Raw genomic sequence first — 18,081 nt, 5'->3', positions numbered from 1 at the left:
AGGAGCCCTACGGCCGAGGTTTTTGGCATTTGACATTGTGCACGCTGTTGAGTTCTCAAGGATCGGACGCACTCGACTTCAGGCCCCACGGGCTGTCGCTTCGAGGCAACTTGTATAACGTACCTACCCGACTAATCTCTGTCAAATAACGGAAAGCAGTCGATTTCGAGTGCACCAGAGCGATTCGAAATAATCTACATACGCGACTTGACGACCAGCCGAAGAAAGATATTATCTTGGTTTGAACTCGAACGCTCCCTAGGCGGGAGGATATTCGAGAAAAAACTAAAATCTTCGTCCCACTTGAGGCCGGGAAGCTCTGCGGCTTTCCGCACCTGTGGGGTGACTAGAGAGACATTACGGTGAATTCTGGGGGTGCGCAACTCCCTCCCGCATCCCGGGCGTGTCGGCTCCGGCGCCCCGGCGCAAGCCCCCAGGTGCGGGCCTCACGGCGGTCCGGCGCGTCTCAGCGTCCGGTCGAGACCGTGACGGTGAACTTGGCGTTCCGACCGACCTGGTGTGTCGGCCCGACCAATCGCGTCAGCGCGGGGCGATAACCGAGGTGGGTGTTCCACACACTCCACAGTTCACCACCGGGCTGCAACACTCGTCCGGCATCCTCGAACAGTTTCAGGGCTATGCCGGCATGGACCGACGAGCCGATGTGAAAGGGCGGGTTCAGCACAATCAGTTCGGCCGAGGCATCCGGTTGGCTCTGGAGCGCGTCATCCCGCACGACCGTGACCCGGTCGGCAAGCGCATTGGCCACCATGGTGGCCCGCGCTGAGGCGACGGCCGCGGCCGACTGGTCGGTGGCGGTCACCCGCAGGGCGGGACGGCGTCGGGCGAGGGTGGCGGCGAGCACCCCGGTGCCGCAGCCGAGGTCGATGGCGCTCCGAGCATCCGTTTTCATACGATCAAGGAACTCAAGCAGGTAGCGCGTCCCGATATCGACGGTCGCGCCGGCAAACGCAGCCCCGTGGGCGCAGATCGTGAGTCCCAGGTCAGCGTGCTCCACACAATTCGGCCAGGTGGACATCGTCGGCTGAGTTGCGGAGGCTATCGAGGCCGCTGCCCTGAGTACCCGCGACTTCTGCCGGGCCGACGAGACCTGCAGCTCGCCGAAGTGCCGGCGGAGCACCGCGTTCATGGTCGGCGTCATGTGCTTGATGCGTCCGCCGGCGATCACCACCACATCCGGTGCCGCGAAACGACGGATGGCGTCGGCGAACTCATCGAGCGCCGCCAGACTGCGCGGCAGCTGGATCAGTACCACCCGCGCGTTCGCCAGCAGTTCTTCACCCAGGATGAAAGAGCGGTAGGAATCGACGAGTCCGGCGTCGGCCGCATTCAGGGCGAGGGCCAACTCCCCGGAGAGGACATCCTGGTGCACCCGGATTCCCCGGGCCCCGGCCAGTGCGGCCGCGCCCAGGGTGAGGGCGCCATAGCGGTCCTCGATCACCACGACCTCGCCGGATCCTGCCTCGGCCAGCACGCCCGCCGCCTCGTCGAGGATCAGGCGGTCGCTCGCATCCACGGCGAAGAGATTGTCCGCTTCCACGTCGGGGAAACGCCGCAGGCGGTCAAAGGAAAAATCAGGCATTGCCTCAGGCTAGCCCGCAGGTGCGGCTACTTCTCGTCGCCGATCGGGCGGGAACCCAGGGGGCGCCAGATCACGATCTGGTTGGACCGGCGCGTGCGCGTACCGGCCCGCATCGAGATGACCTCACCGGCCGAGCCGGCCGCGAAGACGCGGCGGCCCGGACGGTTGAGCAGTTCATCGGCCAGCGCAGACTCCAATTCGCGCAGCCGCGATTCGAGCGTGCGCACGTGGTCCTCGAGGTCAATGATGCGACGGATGCCTTCCAGGCTCACACCCTCGGCACCGAGCTCCGCGATCTCGCGGAGCTTGGCCACATCCCGCATCGAGTACCGGCGAGACCGACCGGGGGTGCGGTCGGGACTCACCAGTCCCAGGCGATCGTATTGGCGCAGCGTTTGCGGGTGCATGCCCGCAAGCTCGGCGGCCATCGAGATTACGAAAACCCGGGTGTTCTCGTCCACCGTCAGTCTCTCGCCTTCGCGAGGAGTTCGTCGCGCGGATTCTCCTTCGGCAGTGCTTCCGCGAAGGCCGCGAGTTTTTCCTCGGCGTCCTTCGACAGATGAGACGGAACGGCAACCTGAACCTCCGCCAGCAGGTCCCCGGTGCCCTTGGGCGTCACGACGCCACGCCCCTTGACGCGCAGCACGCGCCCGCTCGGGGTGCCCGGGGCGATGCGCAGTTTGACCGGCGCTCCGCCCAACGTCGGCACCTCGATAGTGGCGCCGAGCGCGGCCTCGACGAACGTGACCGGCACGGAGACCCGCAGGTTCAGCCCGTCGCGTTCGAAGACCGGGTGCTTGCGCACGTTCACCGTGAGTACGATGTCGCCGGACTCGCCGCCGTCGGGGCTGTGCTGCCCCTGGCCGCGGAGCTTGATCTTCTGCCCGTCGGCCACCCCGGCCGGGATCTTCACCTTGATGGCGCGGCCATCCTGCGTTTGCAGGGTGATCTGGTCACCGTGCGTGGCCGTGATGAAGTCGACCGTTGTCGACGCGATCACGTCGCGGCCGCGAGTCGGCCCGCCGTAGCCGCGGAACCCGCCGCTCGAGGTACCGAAACCGCCGCCACCCTGACCGCGGCCGAACATGCCGCCGAGGAGGTCGTCGAAACCGCCCCGCTCATAGGAGTAGCCGGGCTGTTGTTGCCGCGCGCCCCCACCGAACATGCCTCCGAAGACATCGTCGAAGCCTCCGGCCTGCCCGCCACCGGGGCGTGGGGCGGTGAAGCGGGCCCCACCGCCCATCGCGCGCACAGCATCGTATTCCTTGCGTTGGGCAGGGTCACCGATCACCGAGTGTGCCTCGCTGATCTCCTTGAACGTCGCCTCGGCCGCAGGGTTGCCCGGATTGGAGTCCGGGTGGTACTTGCGGGCGAGCTTGCGATAGGCCTTCTTCAGCTCGGCCGGGGTGACGTCCTTTGACACACCCAGGACCTTGTAAAAGTCCTTATCGAACCAGTCCTGGCTAGCCATCGCTCGGTACCTGCACGACGACCTTGGCCACGCGCAGGAGCGACGAGCCGAGGAAGTAGCCGGTCTCGATCACGTCACCGACGGTCTCCGACTCGATGCCCGCGGTGGGCAGCTGGAAGATCGCCTCGTGGATGGTCGGATCGAACGGTTCGCCGACCGTGCCAAAGGACTTCACGCCCAGGCGCTCGACGCTCCCCCGCAGTTTTGCGGCGATCGTGCTGAACGCCGAGTCTTCGACCAGGTCGCCGTGCTTCTCAGCGCGGTCGAGATCGTCGAGCACGGGAATCAGGCCCTTGACGACATCCACGGTGACGCGCTCACGCTCGACCTCGCGGTTGGCCTCGGTGCGGCGACGGTAGTTGGCGTACTCCGCGGTGACCCGCTTGAGGTCGGCCAGGTGCTCGCTCGTGAGCTCATCGACTTCCCGCGTGGCGGCATCCAGGATGTCTTGGACCGTCAGCTCGTCCTCTTCGATACCCTCGGCGGACACCTCGTCGATGTCCTCGACACTCACACCTTCGGCTTCCGCCTCGGCGTCGGCCCCGGGGGCACCCTCAGTGGATGCCCCCTCGTCAAACGGCTCGTCGCCAGGACGCTTGTTGTCGTCTGCCATTACTTCTTGACCTCGTCTTCGTCGTCGACGACCTCGGCGTCAACCACGTCTTCGTCCGAGCCGGCCGCGTCGGCGGTCGGCTCGGAGTCGGTTGGGGCACCGGCCGCGGCATCCGCCTGGCTGGTCTTGTAGATGGCCTCGCCGAGCTTGCCCTGGCTCTCGTTGAGCTTGTCGAAGGCCGTCTTCACGGCCGCATCGTCGTCGCCGACGAGAGCGGCCTTGAGGGCGTCGACGTCGGCCTGAACCTCGGACTTCACGTCCTCGGGCAGCTTCTCGTCGTTCTCCTTGATCAGCTTCTCGATCGAGTAAGCGAGCTGCTCCGCCGTGTTGCGGGTCTCGGCTGCCTCGCGACGGCGCTTGTCCTCGGCGGCGTGCTCTTCGCCCTCGCGCACCATGCGCTCGATGTCTTCCTTCGCGAGCGAGGATCCGCCCGTGATGGTCATCGACTGTTCCTTGCCGGTGCCCTTGTCTTTGGCAGACACGTGCACGATGCCGTTGGCGTCGAGATCGAAGGTAACCTCAACCTGCGGGATGCCGCGCGGGGCCGGCGCGATGCCGGTCAGCTCGAACGTGCCGAGGTTCTTGTTGTCGCGGGTGAACTCGCGCTCGCCTTGGAAGACCTGGATCGCGACGGACGGCTGGTTGTCGTCGGCTGTGGTGAAGGTCTCGCTGCGCTTGGTCGGGATGGCCGTGTTGCGCTCGATCAGGCGCGTCATGATGCCGCCCTTGGTCTCGATGCCGAGGCTCAGCGGGGTGACGTCGATGAGCAGAACATCTTTGCGCTCACCCTTCAGCACGCCGGCCTGCAGTGCGGCGCCAACGGCGACGACCTCGTCCGGATTGACGCCCTTGTTCGGGTCCTTGCCACCGGTCTCGGCCTTGACGAGCTCGTACACGGCGGGCATGCGGGTGGAGCCACCGACGAGAACGACGTGGGCGATATCTTCCACCTTGACCCCGGCTTCACGGATGACGTCCTGGAACGGCTTCTTCGTGCGGTCGAGCAGGTCTTCGGTCATCTTCTCGAACTGGGCGCGGGTAAGCGTCTCGTCGAGGTTGGCCGGGCCATTCTCGGTCAGGGAGAGGTACGGCAGCTGGATGCTCGTCGACATGCTGCTCGAGAGTTCCTTCTTGGCCTGCTCGGCGGCTTCCTTGAGGCGCTGCTTGGCGATCTTGTCCTTGGAGACGTCTACGCCGGTGGTTTCCTTGAACTTCTTGATCAGGTGATCGACGATGCGCTGATCCCAGTCGTCGCCGCCGAGGCGGTTGTCACCGGCAGTCGACCGCACCTGAATGGTGGAGAAGTCGTCGTCCTTGCCTACCTCGAGGAGGGAGACGTCGAAGGTTCCGCCGCCGAGGTCGAAGACCAGGATGAGCTCGTCTTCCTTGCCACGGTCGAGGCCGTAGGCAAGTGCGGCCGCGGTCGGCTCGTTGATGATACGCAGCACGTTAAGGCCGGAGATCTCGCCGGCCTCCTTGGTGGCCTGGCGCTCGGCATCGTTGAAGTACGCGGGAACGGTGATGACGGCATCCGTCACCTTGTCGCCCAGGTACGCCTCGGCATCGCGCTTGAGCTTGGCCAGGATGCGGGCCGAAACTTCTTGCGGGGTGAACTTCTTGTCGTCGATGGCGACATTCCAGTCGGTGCCCATGTGGCGCTTGACCGACGCGATGGTGCGGTCGACGTTGGTGACGGCCTGGCGCTTGGCGGTCTCGCCGACCAGCACCTCGCCGTCTTTGGTGAAGGCGACGACGGACGGTGTGGTCCGGAAGCCTTCGGCGTTTGCGATGACGGTGGGTTCTCCACCTTCGAGGACGGCCACCACAGAGTTGGTGGTTCCGAGGTCGATGCCTACTGCACGGGCCATGTGTGCGTTCTCCTTTAAAGTATGTTCTCAGCTCGATTTCACAGAGTTGAGTGGTGCTGGCTCAAGTGTGCCAGTGTCCCAAATCTAAAGTCAAGCCACGCACCTGAGAGTTGAGCGTGAACGACTCAACTTTGAGATTTCGTGCAATCGATGGTCTCCGGCCCCCCGCATCCACTAGCCTCAGCGCATGACCGGGATCGCGGAGCAGGGCAGCACGGATGCCCGGGAGCTGCCAGACAAAACGAGCAGACGCCGCGTAGTGGCCTGGAGCTTCTGGGACTGGGGCTCTGCCGCGTTTAATGCGGTGGTCACCACCTTCGTCTTCACCGTCTACATCACGGGCAGCTCGTTCGGCGACAAAGACGTCATTTCCGCCCAGCTCGGCTGGGCCCTCGCTTTCGCCGGCTTGCTGGTAGCCGTGCTGGCCCCGATCACCGGACAGCGCTCGGACACCTCCGGGCGGCGCAAGCTGTGGCTCGGCGTCAACACGTTCATCGTGGTGGGCCTCACCGCGGCGATGTTCTTCGTGGAGGCGTCACCGAGCTTCCTGCTGCTCGGCCTCGTTCTGGTGGCCGCCGGCAACGTCTTCTTCGAGTTCGCCAGCGTCAACTACAACGCCATGCTGTCCCAGGTCTCGACCGCGCGCACCATCGGCAGGGTCAGCGGTTTCGGTTGGGGCATGGGCTACATCGGCGGCATCATGCTGCTGCTCATCGTGTACTTCGGTTTCATCAGCCCCGACGTGGGTCTGTTCGGGGTAACCAGCGAGAACGGCCTCTCGGTGCGGGTCACGATGCTCATCGCGGCCGCCTGGTTCGGCCTGTTCGCCCTGCCGGTGCTGTTCTCGGTTCCCGAATACCGTTCTCCCGCCGCGGTGCGCCGGCCCCGGGTGAGCTTCCTCCGTTCTTACATCGTGCTCGGGCAAGACATCATCCGGCTCTGGAAGACCAGCCGCCAGACGGTGTACTTCCTGATCGCGAGCGCGATCTTCCGCGACGGCCTGGCCGGGGTTTTCACCTTCGGCGGGGTGCTCGCGGCATCCGTCTTCGGATTCTCACCCGGCGAGGTGATCATCTTCGCTATCGCCGCCAATGTCGTGGCGGGCGTGGCCACCATCATCGCCGGCGCGCTTGACGACCGGGTCGGCGCAAAGCCGATCATCGTGACCGCCCTGATCGGCCTGATCGTGTTCGGCAGCATCGTATTCCTGCTGCACGACGGCGGTCAGATCGTGTTCTGGACCGCCGGCCTCGCCTTGACGCTCTTCGTCGGGCCGGCCCAGTCGGCCAGCCGCACCTTCCTGGCACGCCTGATCCCGGCCGGCCGGGAGGGCGAGGTCTTCGGGCTCTACGCCACGACGGGCCGCGCGGTGAGCTTTCTGGCGCCGACCATGTTCGCCCTGATGGTGACGATCTTCGGCGAAACCTATTGGGGCATCCTCGGACTCATGTTGGTTTTGCTCGTGGGGCTGCTTCTCCTGCTGCCGGTGAAGGCCCGCCAGGACCAGGTCGGCTAACGGATGCGGGTGGCCTCGTTGTGCTCGACCAGCACCCAGGTGGAACCTTCGTCGTTGGAGACCCAGCCCTCCCAGGCGTAGGCGTCAGGTGTGATCGAGACGAAGTTCCAGCGGATCGGGCGGCCGTCGGTGCCCGTGCCGTCCTGGCGCAGGCCGTTGCGGTGGGGGGTCGCCACGAGGTGGCAGTACTCGCCGGATGCCGGGGCGAAATAGCTGACCCGCCACACGCCGGCGTAGGAATCATAGACTCGCACGGCCGTGGCGACGGTCTCGAAGCCGGTCGGGTGCGAGTCGCTCACGACGACCTCGACGTCTTGCACCGCACGCCCGTCGAGCACGAAGTCGACGATCCAGGTGAATTCGCGCCCGGTCCATTCGCCGGTCGTCTCGTCGAGGCGGGACCCGGTGGCGGCCCAGGCGCCGACCAGCTGGCCGAAGCGGCGCATCCGCCCCGGGTAGTCGGGTGTCGGTCCCGGCGCGACGAGCGCCTCGGCAAAGCTGGGCACGGATGTGGTCATGGGCCGATTTTACCGGGCGCGTGTTGCATGCGTGTGAACCGGGCTACTCGGCTCCGGTGGTCGATCCCGTCGAGGCCTCCCGCACATCCGTGCAGTGGAAGTTCTGGAACGACCGCGACGCGGTCGGCCCGCGCTGGCCCTGGTAGCGGGAGCTGTATTCGCTTGAGCCGTAGGGACGTTCGGCGGGCGAACTCAGCCGGAAGAAGCAGAGCTGACCGATCTTCATGCCGGGCCACAGCTTGATCGGCAGGGTGGCGACGTTGCTCAACTCGAGCGTCACGTGGCCGGTGAAACCGGGATCGATGAAGCCGGCGGTCGAGTGGGTGAGCAGGCCGAGCCGGCCGAGCGAGCTCTTGCCCTCCAGCCGCGCGGCGACGTCGTCGGGCAGGGTGACCTTCTCGTAGGTGGACCCGAGTACGAACTCACCGGGGTGCAGGATGAACGGTTCGCCCGCGGCGGTCTCGATCAACCGGGTCAGATCGGGCTGGTCTTCGGCCGGATCGATATAGGGGTACTTGTGGTTGTCGAAGAGGCGGAAGAAGCCGTCGAGTCGCACGTCGATGCTCGACGGCTGGATCATGTCGGCCTGGTACGGCTCCAGACGGATTCGTTCCGCGTTGATTTCAGCCTTGATTTCGCGATCCGAGAGCAGCACGGTTCCAGCCTAACGGCGCGGACTTGATATGCTGGCACGGTTCCGGTGCGGGCTTGCCTGCGCGACGGACGTGCGGATGTAGTTCAATGGTAGAACTTCAGCTTCCCAAGCTGATAGCGCGGGTTCGATTCCCGTCATCCGCTCACTTGTCATATTTCCCGGTCCTGTGATGCGGCTCTGTGATGCGGCTCTGTGATGAGGCTCTGTGCTGCCCCACGTCGGCGGCCTCCGGTATCGTCGAGACCATGACCGACCCGACACTGCGTATGCCGAACACCGTGCTGCGGGTGGTGCTCGACCTCGGCGTGCTGCCCCTGGACATCCCCCCGCTGCCCCCGCGTTTCCGGCACCCGGAATTCGACGCGGACTGGGACGACGAGGAGCAGGTCGCCGGCATCTTCCTCGGCTTCGACGACGGAGAGTTCCACCTGGACATCCTGGAAGAAGGAGTCGAGTACCACTTCCACAACGCGGACGGGTCTTCGAGCGATGACAGTCCGTGGCCGGCCGCCGACACCCAGGCCCTCGTCGACTGGGCGACCGGCTTCGTGCTGCACGTCGCACCGCGCCTCCCGGATCTGCTGGAAGACGCGGATGAGGCCGCCGAATGGCACCATGTGGGGCTGCCGGTGTACTCCCGCGATTACGGGCCGGTCCCGCTCGAAATCATCGACGTGGAGTTGGAGGGCGAGCAGCTGATGCTCCCCTGGCTCGGCTCCGGCCACATCGCCGACGATCACCTCGACGGATCTGACCACCCGATCGCGCTCCTCTGGAATCCGGAGCACGAAGATCCGGATATCCCGATCGCACGGGTGTGGCTGAACCCGAAAACCGGGGAACCGACAGCGCGCGCGGAAGCAGGGGTGGACTGGTCGGCCGTGGGGCTCACCAAAGCGGAAGTCCTGTCATGGGCGGAGAGCCTGTACCTGAACAATCACGTGATCGGCGACCCGGCCCAGATGATCATGCGAGCCGCACTGGAACGCATGGCAGGGCTCGACCGCTAACTGAGTGAATCCCAACCCGTTGGGTTGCATGGCTCCCGATAGCTCCGATCCGACAGCCCGCGTGGTCTTTGTTCCTCAGCGGCGGAGCGCCGGGTTCGTCGTCGCACCAATTCGACGGAGATTCTCGTATATGGGACCATTTTTTCGGGTTTCCGGGCCGTTTCGGCCAAAAACTCCGTCGAATTCGTTCGGGCCGGCGTTGAGGCCCGACGATCTCGGACTCGCTCGGTCAGCTGCGTGCAGCGAACGGTCGGTGTCACGTCCGCAGTAACGTTCAGGGTCACCTCGATCAGACGGCGCCGGCGGTCGAGGCTCTCCTCACCGCCCGATAACTTAAAAGCCGCGATGATGAGTTATTTTTCGCGGAAACGGTATGTTTATCGCGGGGGGCTTGACGGGGCGATTTTTGGGCCGATTTTTGGGCCGATTTTTTTCCCCAACCACCGCGTCAAGGGAGAACAATGAATCGTCGTTTGCAGACCGCACTCATCGCGACAATGGCCGTCGCCGCCTTGGGCCTGACCGGGTGCGCGTCGGATGCCGGCGGCGGAACCGGGGCCGGCGGCGAGCTCACCTACGAGGACAGCCCGCTCAATAAGTACCTGTCCGCCGCCTATGGCGACTACGACGAGGAGCAGGCGATCGCCGACTCCAAGAAGTCCGAAGGGGCAACCGCGGCCTGCATGGCCGAGGAGGGCTTCGACTACATCCCCGTCGACCAGTCGCAGAACATGTCGTTCGACGACGCCGACATGGAGGAACGTGAGACCGAGGAATGGGTCGCGGCCAACGGCTATGGGATGACCCAGAGCCCTGAGGAAATCGCGGCCCAGCAGGAGCAGTCCGAAGCCTACGTCGACCCCAACCAGAACTACGTCGCCTCGCTTTCGGAGACCGAACAGAGCGCGTTCTACGAAGTGCTCTACGGCCCGCCGCAGACGGAAGACATGACGAACGAAGACGGTTCGTCGGAGTACAACTGGGAAGACGCCGGATGCTCGGGGGCAGCCCAGCACGAAATCAACGGCGACAACCCCTACGAGGACAAGACCCACAAGCCGCTCTTCGACGCGATCAGCAAGCTCTACGAGAACCTGGCGCAGGATCCCGGCGTTCAGGCGCTCGACGCCGAATGGGCGTCGTGCATGGCGGACTCGGGCAACCCCGACTTCTCCGCCAAGCAGGACGCCATCAACGCGGCGAGCGAACTGTCGAACGTCCTGTACAACAACGAGACCGGCGAGGCCCCGAGTGACGAAGACCTCGCCGAGGTGCGCGAGGGCGAGATCGAGATCGCTCTCGCCGACTTCACCTGCAGCGAGAAGGTCGACTACACCGCCGCGATGCTCAAGCTGCAATTCGCGCTGGAAAAGCAGTTCGTGGCTGACCACAAGGCCGAGCTTGAGGCGTTCTCCGCCGACTACAAGCAGGGTGAGTAGTGTCCGAACGATTCGCAGAGGGCAGCCCGAACGTGCCGGGAGCCGGTGACCTGCCGGGGATCGGTGACCTCGAGGCTGCCGATGCGGGCGTGTCCACGCGCAGCCAGGGCTGGGGACGGTTGCTGAACGGGAACCGCACAATCTGGGTTGTGTCGGCCATCGCCGTCGTGGCTCTGGCGGCCGGGCTCGTGCTCGGCCGGTTCGTCGTGTCGCCGGCGGATGCCGCGAACAACGCCACGGCTCCCGAACCCGGCCTGATCACGGTTCCGGTGGAGAAGAAGGTGCTCGGCAACGACATCACGATCCGCGGTGACGCCACCTACGCGGACTCGGTAGAGGTGACCATCGAAACCGGCGACCTCGGCGGTCCGGCGATCGTCACCGGCCAGGTCCCGGATGTCGGGGCGACCCTCGAGGCGGCGGCGATCGCACTCGAGGTGGCCGGCCGGCCGGTCATCGTGCTTCCCGGCGATCTGCCGGTCTACCGCACCCTGCGCCTTGGGGTGGCGGGCCCGGACGTGCTCCAGCTGAAGCTGGGACTTGAAGCGGTGGGCATCGAAGCCGGGGACGAGACATCCAATCGGTTCGACGCCGACACGGCAACCGGCGTGCGGACCCTGTATGAACGCATCGGCTACCCGTCCCCCGAGGCACCGGAGGGCGTCGCCGCGGCGGTGCAGTCCGCCACGGACCAGGTACGCTCGGCCGAGGACGGCGTGACTCTGGCCGCGCAGTCCCTCGCCCTGGTGAGATCCGGCCCGTCCGCCGTGGACCGGGTTGAGCAGGACAACCTCGTGCGCAGCAGCGAGCGCGCCCTCGCCGCGGCGAAGACGGGCGGAGAACCCGATGCGATCGCGGATGCCGCGGACGCCCTCACCCTCGCGAAAACCCGGCGCGATTCGGTGCTCGCGGCTCGTGACACCACGGCCGAGACATCCGCCCTGCGGTCCGCCGAACAACAGGCGACGAGCGCGCGTGACGCGCTCGCCACGGCGAACGAGGCCACCATGACCTATCTGCCGGCCAGCGAAATCCTGTACCTGCCGGGTCTCCCCCGCCGGGTCGACGAGGTCACCGTATCCCGCGGCACCTCGATCACGGGCTCCGTGATGCGGGTCTCCGGTGCCACGATCCAGATCAGCGCCTCCGCCTCGGCGAGCGATGCCAAACTCATGAAGGTCGGCGACGCCGCCGTGCTCTCGATGCAGGACGATTCCGAGCACGGCGCCACCGTGACATCCGTCGCCGTGGCCGAGGCTAAAGAGGGAACGGATGCGGCGAGCGGACGCTTCACCATCCTGCTCACGCCCGACGACCTCACACCCGGGCAGCTCCAGAGCATCCAGGGCAGCAACCTGCGGGTCACCATCCCGGTCAGCTCCACCGACGGGGAGGTGCTCGCTGTGCCGTTGGCCGCGCTTACCGCCGGCCCGGGCGGGGAATCCCGGGTCGAGGTGTCGACCGGCTCCGGAAAAAAGACCGTGCTGGTCGAGGTGAGCGCCGGGCTCGCGGCTGACGGTTTCGTCGAGGTGCAGGCGGTCGACGGTTCCCTCGAGGAAGGGGACCTCGTCGTGGTCGGGCGATGAGCCGACCGGCCGTCGTGGAGCTCATCGACGTCACCCGCTCCTTCCCCGGCCCGCCCGAGGTCCAGGCGCTCAAATCAATCAACCTGCGGGTAGAGAAGCAGGACTACCTCTCGATCGTCGGGCCGAGCGGGTCGGGCAAGTCGACCATGCTCAACATCCTCGGCCTGCTCGACCGACCGAGCGTCGGCGAGTACTACCTCGACGGAGCGCTCACGGGTCTGGCCGGCGAGGCGGAACGCGCGGCGCTGCGGGGCGGCAAGATCGGCTTCGTGTTCCAGGCCTTCCACCTCATGCCGCACCGCTCGGTGCTCGACAATGTGCTGCTGGCCACGATCTACAGCGGAGTTCCGCGCGCCGACCGCGAACGACGGGCCCGCGCCGCCCTGCACCGGGTGCACCTGGACCACCGGATCGACTTCCTGCCCGGCACTCTCTCCGGCGGCGAGCGCCAGCGGGTCGCGGTCGCGCGGGCCGTGGTGGCCTCGCCCCAGCTGCTGTTGGCCGACGAGCCGACCGGCAACCTCGACGCCTCCACCTCCGGGGAGGTCATGGACCTGTTCGAGGAGCTGAACGCCGACGGCCTCACGCTCATCGTCATCACCCACGACCGGGCCGTGGCGGATCGCGCCGGGCGCACCATCAGCATCACCGACGGCCGCGTGAGCGAAACGACATGAAATTGCGGATGCCGAACCGCCGTCGAGCGAGCAGCGCTCCGGCCCCGGTAAGCGACGGTGACCGCGGGGCCGCGCCGGCCATCACCCGCGCCGACCGGTTCTCGGTGCAGGACCTCATCGTCGAGGCCGGCTATGGCATCGGGGCGCGCCCCACCCGCCTGATCATGACCACGCTCGGGACCACGATCGGGATCGCCTCCCTGGTGGTGACAATCGGATTCGCCCAGACGGCGGCCGGCCAGATCGCCCGCCAATTCGACGCGGTCGCAGCCACCCAGGTCGTGATCGAGCCGGGGAGCACCGACGGGATGAACGGCTCGGAGCGCGCGACCGGGCGATTGCCTTGGGATGCCCCGGACCGGGTCAGCCGCCTGGCCGGGGTGGAGCTGGCCGGCCTCGTCAGCGAGGTGCCCCTCGATGCCCTGACCATCACCGCGGTGCCGGTCAACGACCCGTCGGAACCGGCAACCCTGGGCCCATCGCTGATGGCCACCTCCCCCGGACTGCTCGACGCGGTTCGCGGCAACATCGTGACCGGCCGGTACTTCGACACCGGCCACGATGCCAGGGCCGATCGGGTGGCGGTGCTGGGTTCGCGCGCGGCTGAGCGCCTGGGCATCAACCGCGTCGACAGCCAGCCCTCCATCTTCATCGGCGACTCCTCCTATACCGTGATCGGCATCATCGAGGGGATGGAGCGACGCTCCGACCTGCTCGACGCGGTGGTCGTGCCGATGGGCACCGCGCGCGCCGACTTCGGCCTGACCGGCCCGGATGAATTGCAGATCCGGATCGCTCTCGGCGCCGGCAAAGTGGTCGCGGAACAGGCTCCGATCGCCCTGGACCCCAACGCTGCGGAGAACTTCGAGGTACAGGCCCCGTCGGCTAGGTCCGCCCTGCGCGAGAACGTGCAGGCCGACGTGAACGTCATCTTCCTGATTCTCGGCGTGCTCGCCCTCGTCGCGGGCGGACTGGGGATCGCGAACGTCACCCTGCTGTCGGTGATGGAAAGGGTGGGCGAGATCGGGCTGCGCCGGGCCCTGGGCGCCACCAAGCGCAACATCTCGAGCCAGTTCATGGTCGAATCCGTGGTCATCGGCCTACTCGGCGGCCTGATCGGAGCCGCACTCGGGGTCTTCGCGGTGGTGATCGTGTCGGCCATTCAGCAGTGGGCGCCGGTCGTCGACCCCTGGCTCGCAGCCGGGTCGGCGCTGCTCGGGGCCGTCGTCGGCCTTGCCGCCGGGGTCTACCCCGCCCTGAAGGCGTCGAATATCGAGCCGATCGTCGCCCTGCGCGGGGGCAACTGACGCACCCTGTCGGCCCCGCCTCGCATCAGCCGCGCGCCTCGTCGGCGGCGAGCGCGAGCTCCACGAACGCGCGCACGGCGGCCGACGCGCGCCGCTTGCGCGAGGCCGCCAGGTACACCGTGAAATCGGGCAGATTCGCCACGGGAAGCCGGTGCACGTCGAGCGCGTCGTGGGCGGTGAATTCGGGCAACAGGGCCACTCCGAGGCCGTTGGTCACGTATTCGGCGGCCGTTCCGATATCGGAGACCTCGATCATCACCCGCCGCTCGAGGCCGGCAGCGGTGAAGGCATCGTCCACGATCTGACGGCTGGCGTAGCCGGGCGGCAGATCGATGAACTCCTCCGGCACGAGGTCGCCCAGGCCCACGGCCGACGCGGAGGCGAGCCGGTGGCCTTTCGGCACCACCAGCACCATCGGCGACGAAGCGATCGGCACGGCCAAGAGCGCCGTCGGCGCCGGGCCGCTGAGGGCGAGGAAGGCCAGGTCCAGTTCGCCCGAGACGAGCTCGTCGACCAGCCCGGCCGACCCCCGCCGGGCCGCGCGCAGCCGCACGCCGACGCCCGGATGGCCGGCGCGGAAGAGACCGAGCAGCCGAGGCACATTGACGAGCGTGACCGAGGTCATCAGCCCGATCACGATGGACCCGGTGACGGCGCGGGTGGCGTCCTGGGCGGCGTCGCGCACCTCGTTCACGGCGTCGAGGGCGTCTCGCACCTTCGGAAGCAGCAGTTCGCCAGTCGTAGTGAGCCTGATCTGGCGGCGGCTGCGATCGAACAGTTCGACGCCCAATTCGCTTTCGAGCGATCGAATGCCGGCCGAGACGGCTGACTGGGCGATGGTGAGCCGGTCCCCGGCGCGCGTGAAGCTCAACTCACCGGCGACGGCGCTGAAGAATTCGAGCTGTCTCAATTCCATGGGCCTAAGCATCTCATTTTCAGATCGTTTGCATCGCTACTCGGCGTTGCTTCTTATTGAATGAGCAGCGACGATGGAGGGGAGACCGATTCAGAACGGCGATCCGGGAGGCATCACAATGACCACTACTTCATCGCTCCAGAGCGACGACGACACAACCGAGACCACGCTCGTGCGCTCTGACGCCGGCACCCCCGCTCCGTCCACCCGCTCCGCCGAACGCGTGGTGGAATGCCTGAAGGCCTACGGCGTGCAGTGGGTCTTCGGCGTTCCCGGCGCCAAGATCGACCCGGTCTATGACGCTCTCATCGACGACGGACCCGAGGTGATCGTGGTGCGTCACGAGCAGAATGCGGCCTTCATGGCCGCGGCCGTCGGGCGTCTGAGCGGCCAGCCGGGCGTCGTCCTGGTGACGAGCGGCCCAGGCACCTCCAACCTCGCGACGGGCCTGCTGACGGCGACGACCGAAGGCGACCCGGTGGTCGCCCTCTGCGGCGCGGTTCCGCGCGCAGACCGGTTGAAGCGTACCCACCAGACAATGGATGCCGTGGGCATGCTGTCCGCCGTGACCAAGTCCGCCGGCGAGGTGAGTGTCGCCGACAACGTGCCGGAAGCAATCGCGAACGCGTTCCGCGATGCAACCCAGGAGCCCAAGGGCGCCGCCGCGGTTGTTCTCCCCTACGACGTGCTCACGGACTCGACGACCGTGTCGATGACGCATCCGCACTGGGTGCCGCAGCTGGGCGCCGCACCCTCCAAGAGCGTGCAGCGCGCTGCCGCCCTGCTGAAGGATGCGCAGTTCCCGGTCATCCTCGCCGGCGCGCGGTCCGGCTCGGACCAGGCCGTCGCGGCGCTGCACCGCCTGCTGGGCGTCGCCGGACTGCCCGTCGTCGAGACGTTCCAGGCCGCGGGAGTCATCTCGCACGAGCTCGAAGAGCACTACCTCGGACGCGTGGGCCTGTTCCGCAACCAGCCCGGGGACATCCTTCTGCACAAGGCCGACGTGATCCTGACCGTCGGCTACGACTTCGTCGAGTACGAACCGTCGAAGTGGAACAAAGACCACCTGCGCGTGATCATCCACCTCGACGAACTCTCCGCCGACCTCGACGACTACTACCGCCCCACGCTCGAACTGCGCGGCGACGTCGCCGAGACCCTCGACGCCCTCGCCCGCCAGATCAACGGGCTGTCGATGCCGGTCGCCGCCGCGGCCGAGGTCGCCGAGCAGCGCGCCCGCCTCGCGCACGCCGACCAGCCCACCGGTCGCCGGGACGAGTCCGAGGGCGTGCACCCGGCCGACCTCACCCTGATGATGCGCGAACTGCTCCCGGATGACACGACGGTGCTCTGCGACGTGGGCTCCCACTACATCTACATGGCCCGGCACTTCCGCACCTACCACCCGCGCACCCTGCTGTTCTCGAACGGCCAGCAGACCCTGGGCGTGGCCCTGCCCTGGGCGATCGCCGCGACCCTGGTTCGCCCGGGCACACCAGTCGTGTCCGTGTCGGGCGACGGCGGTTTTCTCTACTCCGCCATGGAGCTGGAGACGGCCGTGCGGCTCGGCTCGACGTTCACCCACATCATCTTCAACGACGGCACCTACGACATGGTGGCGTTCCAGCAGATGGGCAAATACGGGCGCACCTCCGGCGTGCAGCTGGGCGATTACGACGCCGTCGCCTATGCCGAATCGTTCGGCGCCCACGGCCACCGGGTGACGCACCTCGACGACTTCGCCGGCATCCTGGCGCAGGCCCTGGCCGAACCCGGCCCGAGCATCATCGACGTGCACGTCGACTACCGCAACAATAGAGATGACCTGATGGCCGATCTGGAAAGCGATGTGCTGCAATGAGCAAATTCACTGTCACCCGACACGAAATTTTCCAGACGAGCCTGATGAGCGCGCTGCTCGACGGCGTCTACGAAGACGAGATGACCGTGCGCGACCTGCTCGGCCGCGGCAGTTTCGGACTCGGCACGTTCAACGGACTGGACGGTGAAATGCTGATCATCGACGGCACCTGCTACCAGCTGCGGGCCGACGGCGGGGTGTCGAAGGCCGACCTGGGCGCGCACACGCCCTACGCCGTCGTCACGAATTTCGTGCCTCATATCGAGAGCCAATTGCCGCAGAACATCGTGCGCGCGGAGGCGTCGAAGTTCATCGACAAGCTGACGGCGTCGCAGAACTACATGTACGCCCTGCGCATCGACGGCGACTTCGAGTGGATCCGGATGCGCACGGTCGTCAAGCAGGAGAAGCCTTACCGCCCCATGGTGGAGGCAACCGACGAGGACGCGATCATTGAGTTGCACGACGTCTCGGGCGTCGTGGCTGGCTTCCGCACCCCGCTCTACGAGCAGGGGATCGGCGTGCCCGGCTGCCACACGCATTTCCTGACCGACGACCGCACGGCCGGCGGCCACGTGCTCGACTTCAAGCTGCGCTCCGGCACCGCTGCCCTGTGCCTCGGCACCGACCTGCGTTTGCAGCTGCCGCTGACGGATGCCTTCAAGAACGCCAACCTGTCCCCCGACGACCTCGAGTGGCAGATCCAGAAGACCGAAATGCACCGGTAGCCGAGCGATCCGAATCGATTGGTTGTGTCGCTCTCGAAAGATCACAGCTCAGCGCACCGAGTGAATGCTGCTCATCACAGGGACTCCCTGCCCGGCGTCCAGCCAATTCGACGGAGATTCTGGTGCAAGTCGGCTTCTTCTCAGGATTTACGGCCATTTTTGGGCAAAATCTCTCCGTCGAATTCGTCCGGGATACGGGGTGGAGCGGCTGATGGAGGTGCGAAGCGCGCACGCGCTGCCACTCATCCGGCGCGCGTTGTGGCCAATTCAGGAGATCCGTCCGGCCGGGCCGAACATCCGCCCCGGTTCCGCA

Annotated in this window: 16 protein-coding genes and 1 tRNA gene; 9 read left to right on the top strand and 8 right to left on the bottom strand. The window is 66.5% G+C overall.

The features are described from left to right. Nucleotides 1-466 precede the first annotated feature (466 nt). From CXY81_RS10145 to dnaK, 5 genes are read right to left on the bottom strand one after another with little or no spacing between them, the layout of a single operon-like run. Complete coding sequence (locus tag CXY81_RS10145; protein ID WP_104194760.1) at nucleotides 467-1,603, bottom strand: class I SAM-dependent methyltransferase; 1,137 nt, start codon at nucleotides 1,601-1,603, stop codon at nucleotides 467-469. A gap of 26 nt (nucleotides 1,604-1,629) precedes the next feature. Next, entirely contained in the window at nucleotides 1,630-2,064 is a 435-nt protein-coding gene (locus CXY81_RS10140; protein WP_104099724.1) for a heat shock protein transcriptional repressor HspR, read from the bottom strand. Between the two features lie 2 nt (nucleotides 2,065-2,066). Then, entirely contained in the window at nucleotides 2,067-3,074 is a 1,008-nt protein-coding gene (locus CXY81_RS10135) for a DnaJ C-terminal domain-containing protein (protein ID WP_104169253.1), read from the bottom strand. Continuing rightward, nucleotides 3,067-3,687: a nucleotide exchange factor GrpE gene (locus CXY81_RS10130; RefSeq protein ID WP_104194759.1), complete on the bottom strand. Its 621-nt coding sequence runs from the start codon at nucleotides 3,685-3,687 to the stop codon at nucleotides 3,067-3,069. Before CXY81_RS10130 ends, CXY81_RS10135 begins: the two co-directional genes overlap by 8 nt. Next, nucleotides 3,687-5,555: a molecular chaperone DnaK gene (gene dnaK / locus CXY81_RS10125; RefSeq protein ID WP_104169251.1), complete on the bottom strand. Its 1,869-nt coding sequence runs from the start codon at nucleotides 5,553-5,555 to the stop codon at nucleotides 3,687-3,689. The genes CXY81_RS10130 and dnaK overlap by 1 nt, the downstream gene beginning before the upstream one ends. A gap of 187 nt (nucleotides 5,556-5,742) precedes the next feature. Here dnaK and CXY81_RS10120 point away from each other — a divergent pair, with 187 nt between their 5' ends. Beyond that, on the top strand, nucleotides 5,743-7,071 hold the full coding sequence (locus CXY81_RS10120; protein ID WP_104194758.1) for an MFS transporter: 1,329 nt from the start codon (nucleotides 5,743-5,745) through the stop codon (nucleotides 7,069-7,071). On the opposite strand, the gene CXY81_RS10115 is transcribed toward CXY81_RS10120, so the two are convergent. Both CXY81_RS10115 and dcd read right to left on the bottom strand, forming a co-directional pair. Then, nucleotides 7,068-7,589, bottom strand: a complete 522-nt coding sequence (locus tag CXY81_RS10115) for a hypothetical protein (protein ID WP_104169249.1) — start codon at nucleotides 7,587-7,589, stop codon at nucleotides 7,068-7,070. The genes CXY81_RS10120 and CXY81_RS10115 overlap by 4 nt on opposite strands. A gap of 43 nt (nucleotides 7,590-7,632) precedes the next feature. Further along, entirely contained in the window at nucleotides 7,633-8,244 is a 612-nt protein-coding gene (gene dcd, locus CXY81_RS10110; RefSeq protein ID WP_104169248.1) for a dCTP deaminase, read from the bottom strand. A 72-nt stretch (nucleotides 8,245-8,316) separates the two neighbouring features. On the opposite strand from dcd, the gene CXY81_RS10105 reads away from it, so the two are divergent. The 6 genes from CXY81_RS10105 (at nucleotide 8,317) to CXY81_RS10080 (ending at nucleotide 14,263) form a co-directional block, all read left to right on the top strand. Next, nucleotides 8,317-8,387, top strand: a tRNA-Gly gene (locus tag CXY81_RS10105). Between the two features lie 102 nt (nucleotides 8,388-8,489). Continuing rightward, nucleotides 8,490-9,254, top strand: a complete 765-nt coding sequence (locus CXY81_RS10100) for a hypothetical protein (RefSeq protein WP_104169811.1) — start codon at nucleotides 8,490-8,492, stop codon at nucleotides 9,252-9,254. Nucleotides 9,255-9,715: 461 nt separating this feature from the next. Next, nucleotides 9,716-10,693 (top strand): hypothetical protein, encoded by a 978-nt coding sequence (locus CXY81_RS10095; protein ID WP_146067675.1) that lies wholly within the window; start codon nucleotides 9,716-9,718, stop codon nucleotides 10,691-10,693. Further along, entirely contained in the window at nucleotides 10,693-12,279 is a 1,587-nt protein-coding gene (locus CXY81_RS10090; protein WP_233194116.1) for a hypothetical protein, read from the top strand. Before CXY81_RS10095 ends, CXY81_RS10090 begins: the two co-directional genes overlap by 1 nt. Next, entirely contained in the window at nucleotides 12,276-12,956 is a 681-nt protein-coding gene (locus CXY81_RS10085; RefSeq protein ID WP_104169813.1) for an ABC transporter ATP-binding protein, read from the top strand. The genes CXY81_RS10090 and CXY81_RS10085 overlap by 4 nt, the downstream gene beginning before the upstream one ends. A gap of 8 nt (nucleotides 12,957-12,964) precedes the next feature. Continuing rightward, nucleotides 12,965-14,263 carry an ABC transporter permease gene (locus CXY81_RS10080; RefSeq protein WP_199183047.1) on the top strand — a complete coding sequence of 433 codons (1,299 nt, stop codon included), beginning with the start codon at nucleotides 12,965-12,967 and terminating at the stop codon, nucleotides 14,261-14,263. A gap of 25 nt (nucleotides 14,264-14,288) precedes the next feature. Here CXY81_RS10080 and CXY81_RS10075 read toward each other — a convergent pair whose 3' ends face one another. Next, a complete protein-coding gene (locus tag CXY81_RS10075) occupies nucleotides 14,289-15,179 on the bottom strand; it encodes a LysR family transcriptional regulator (protein WP_233194115.1) in 891 nt (296 codons plus the stop codon). 118 nt (nucleotides 15,180-15,297) lie between these two features. On the opposite strand from CXY81_RS10075, the gene alsS reads away from it, so the two are divergent. Both alsS and budA read left to right on the top strand, forming a co-directional pair. Further along, nucleotides 15,298-17,040 (top strand): acetolactate synthase AlsS, encoded by a 1,743-nt coding sequence (gene alsS, locus CXY81_RS10070; RefSeq protein ID WP_104194768.1) that lies wholly within the window; start codon nucleotides 15,298-15,300, stop codon nucleotides 17,038-17,040. Then, nucleotides 17,037-17,768 carry an acetolactate decarboxylase gene (gene budA, locus CXY81_RS10065; protein WP_104194754.1) on the top strand — a complete coding sequence of 244 codons (732 nt, stop codon included), beginning with the start codon at nucleotides 17,037-17,039 and terminating at the stop codon, nucleotides 17,766-17,768. The genes alsS and budA overlap by 4 nt, the downstream gene beginning before the upstream one ends. Nucleotides 17,769-18,081: the final 313 nt, after the last annotated feature.

Source organism: Cryobacterium sp. M25, from assembly GCF_002929635.1.
Taxonomy (GTDB): Bacteria; Actinomycetota; Actinomycetes; order Actinomycetales; family Microbacteriaceae; genus Cryobacterium; species Cryobacterium sandaracinum.
The sequence above is the reverse complement of the archived record's forward strand: the minus strand, read 5'-3'. Positions and strand labels throughout refer to the sequence as shown.

Coding starts and splice junctions, on each gene's coding strand:
- budA (WP_104194754.1), top strand. CDS start 17,037: ATGAGCAAATTCACTGTCACCCGACACGAAATTTTCCAGACGAGCCTG.
- CXY81_RS10135 (WP_104169253.1), bottom strand. CDS start 3,074: ATGGCTAGCCAGGACTGGTTCGATAAGGACTTTTACAAGGTCCTGGGT.
- dnaK (WP_104169251.1), bottom strand. CDS start 5,555: ATGGCCCGTGCAGTAGGCATCGACCTCGGAACCACCAACTCTGTGGTG.
- CXY81_RS10130 (WP_104194759.1), bottom strand. CDS start 3,687: ATGGCAGACGACAACAAGCGTCCTGGCGACGAGCCGTTTGACGAGGGG.
- CXY81_RS10080 (WP_199183047.1), top strand. CDS start 12,965: ATGCCGAACCGCCGTCGAGCGAGCAGCGCTCCGGCCCCGGTAAGCGAC.
- CXY81_RS10095 (WP_146067675.1), top strand. CDS start 9,716: ATGAATCGTCGTTTGCAGACCGCACTCATCGCGACAATGGCCGTCGCC.
- CXY81_RS10085 (WP_104169813.1), top strand. CDS start 12,276: ATGAGCCGACCGGCCGTCGTGGAGCTCATCGACGTCACCCGCTCCTTC.
- alsS (WP_104194768.1), top strand. CDS start 15,298: ATGACCACTACTTCATCGCTCCAGAGCGACGACGACACAACCGAGACC.
- CXY81_RS10075 (WP_233194115.1), bottom strand. CDS start 15,179: ATGGAATTGAGACAGCTCGAATTCTTCAGCGCCGTCGCCGGTGAGTTG.
- CXY81_RS10115 (WP_104169249.1), bottom strand. CDS start 7,589: ATGACCACATCCGTGCCCAGCTTTGCCGAGGCGCTCGTCGCGCCGGGA.
- CXY81_RS10145 (WP_104194760.1), bottom strand. CDS start 1,603: ATGCCTGATTTTTCCTTTGACCGCCTGCGGCGTTTCCCCGACGTGGAA.
- CXY81_RS10120 (WP_104194758.1), top strand. CDS start 5,743: ATGACCGGGATCGCGGAGCAGGGCAGCACGGATGCCCGGGAGCTGCCA.
- CXY81_RS10100 (WP_104169811.1), top strand. CDS start 8,490: ATGACCGACCCGACACTGCGTATGCCGAACACCGTGCTGCGGGTGGTG.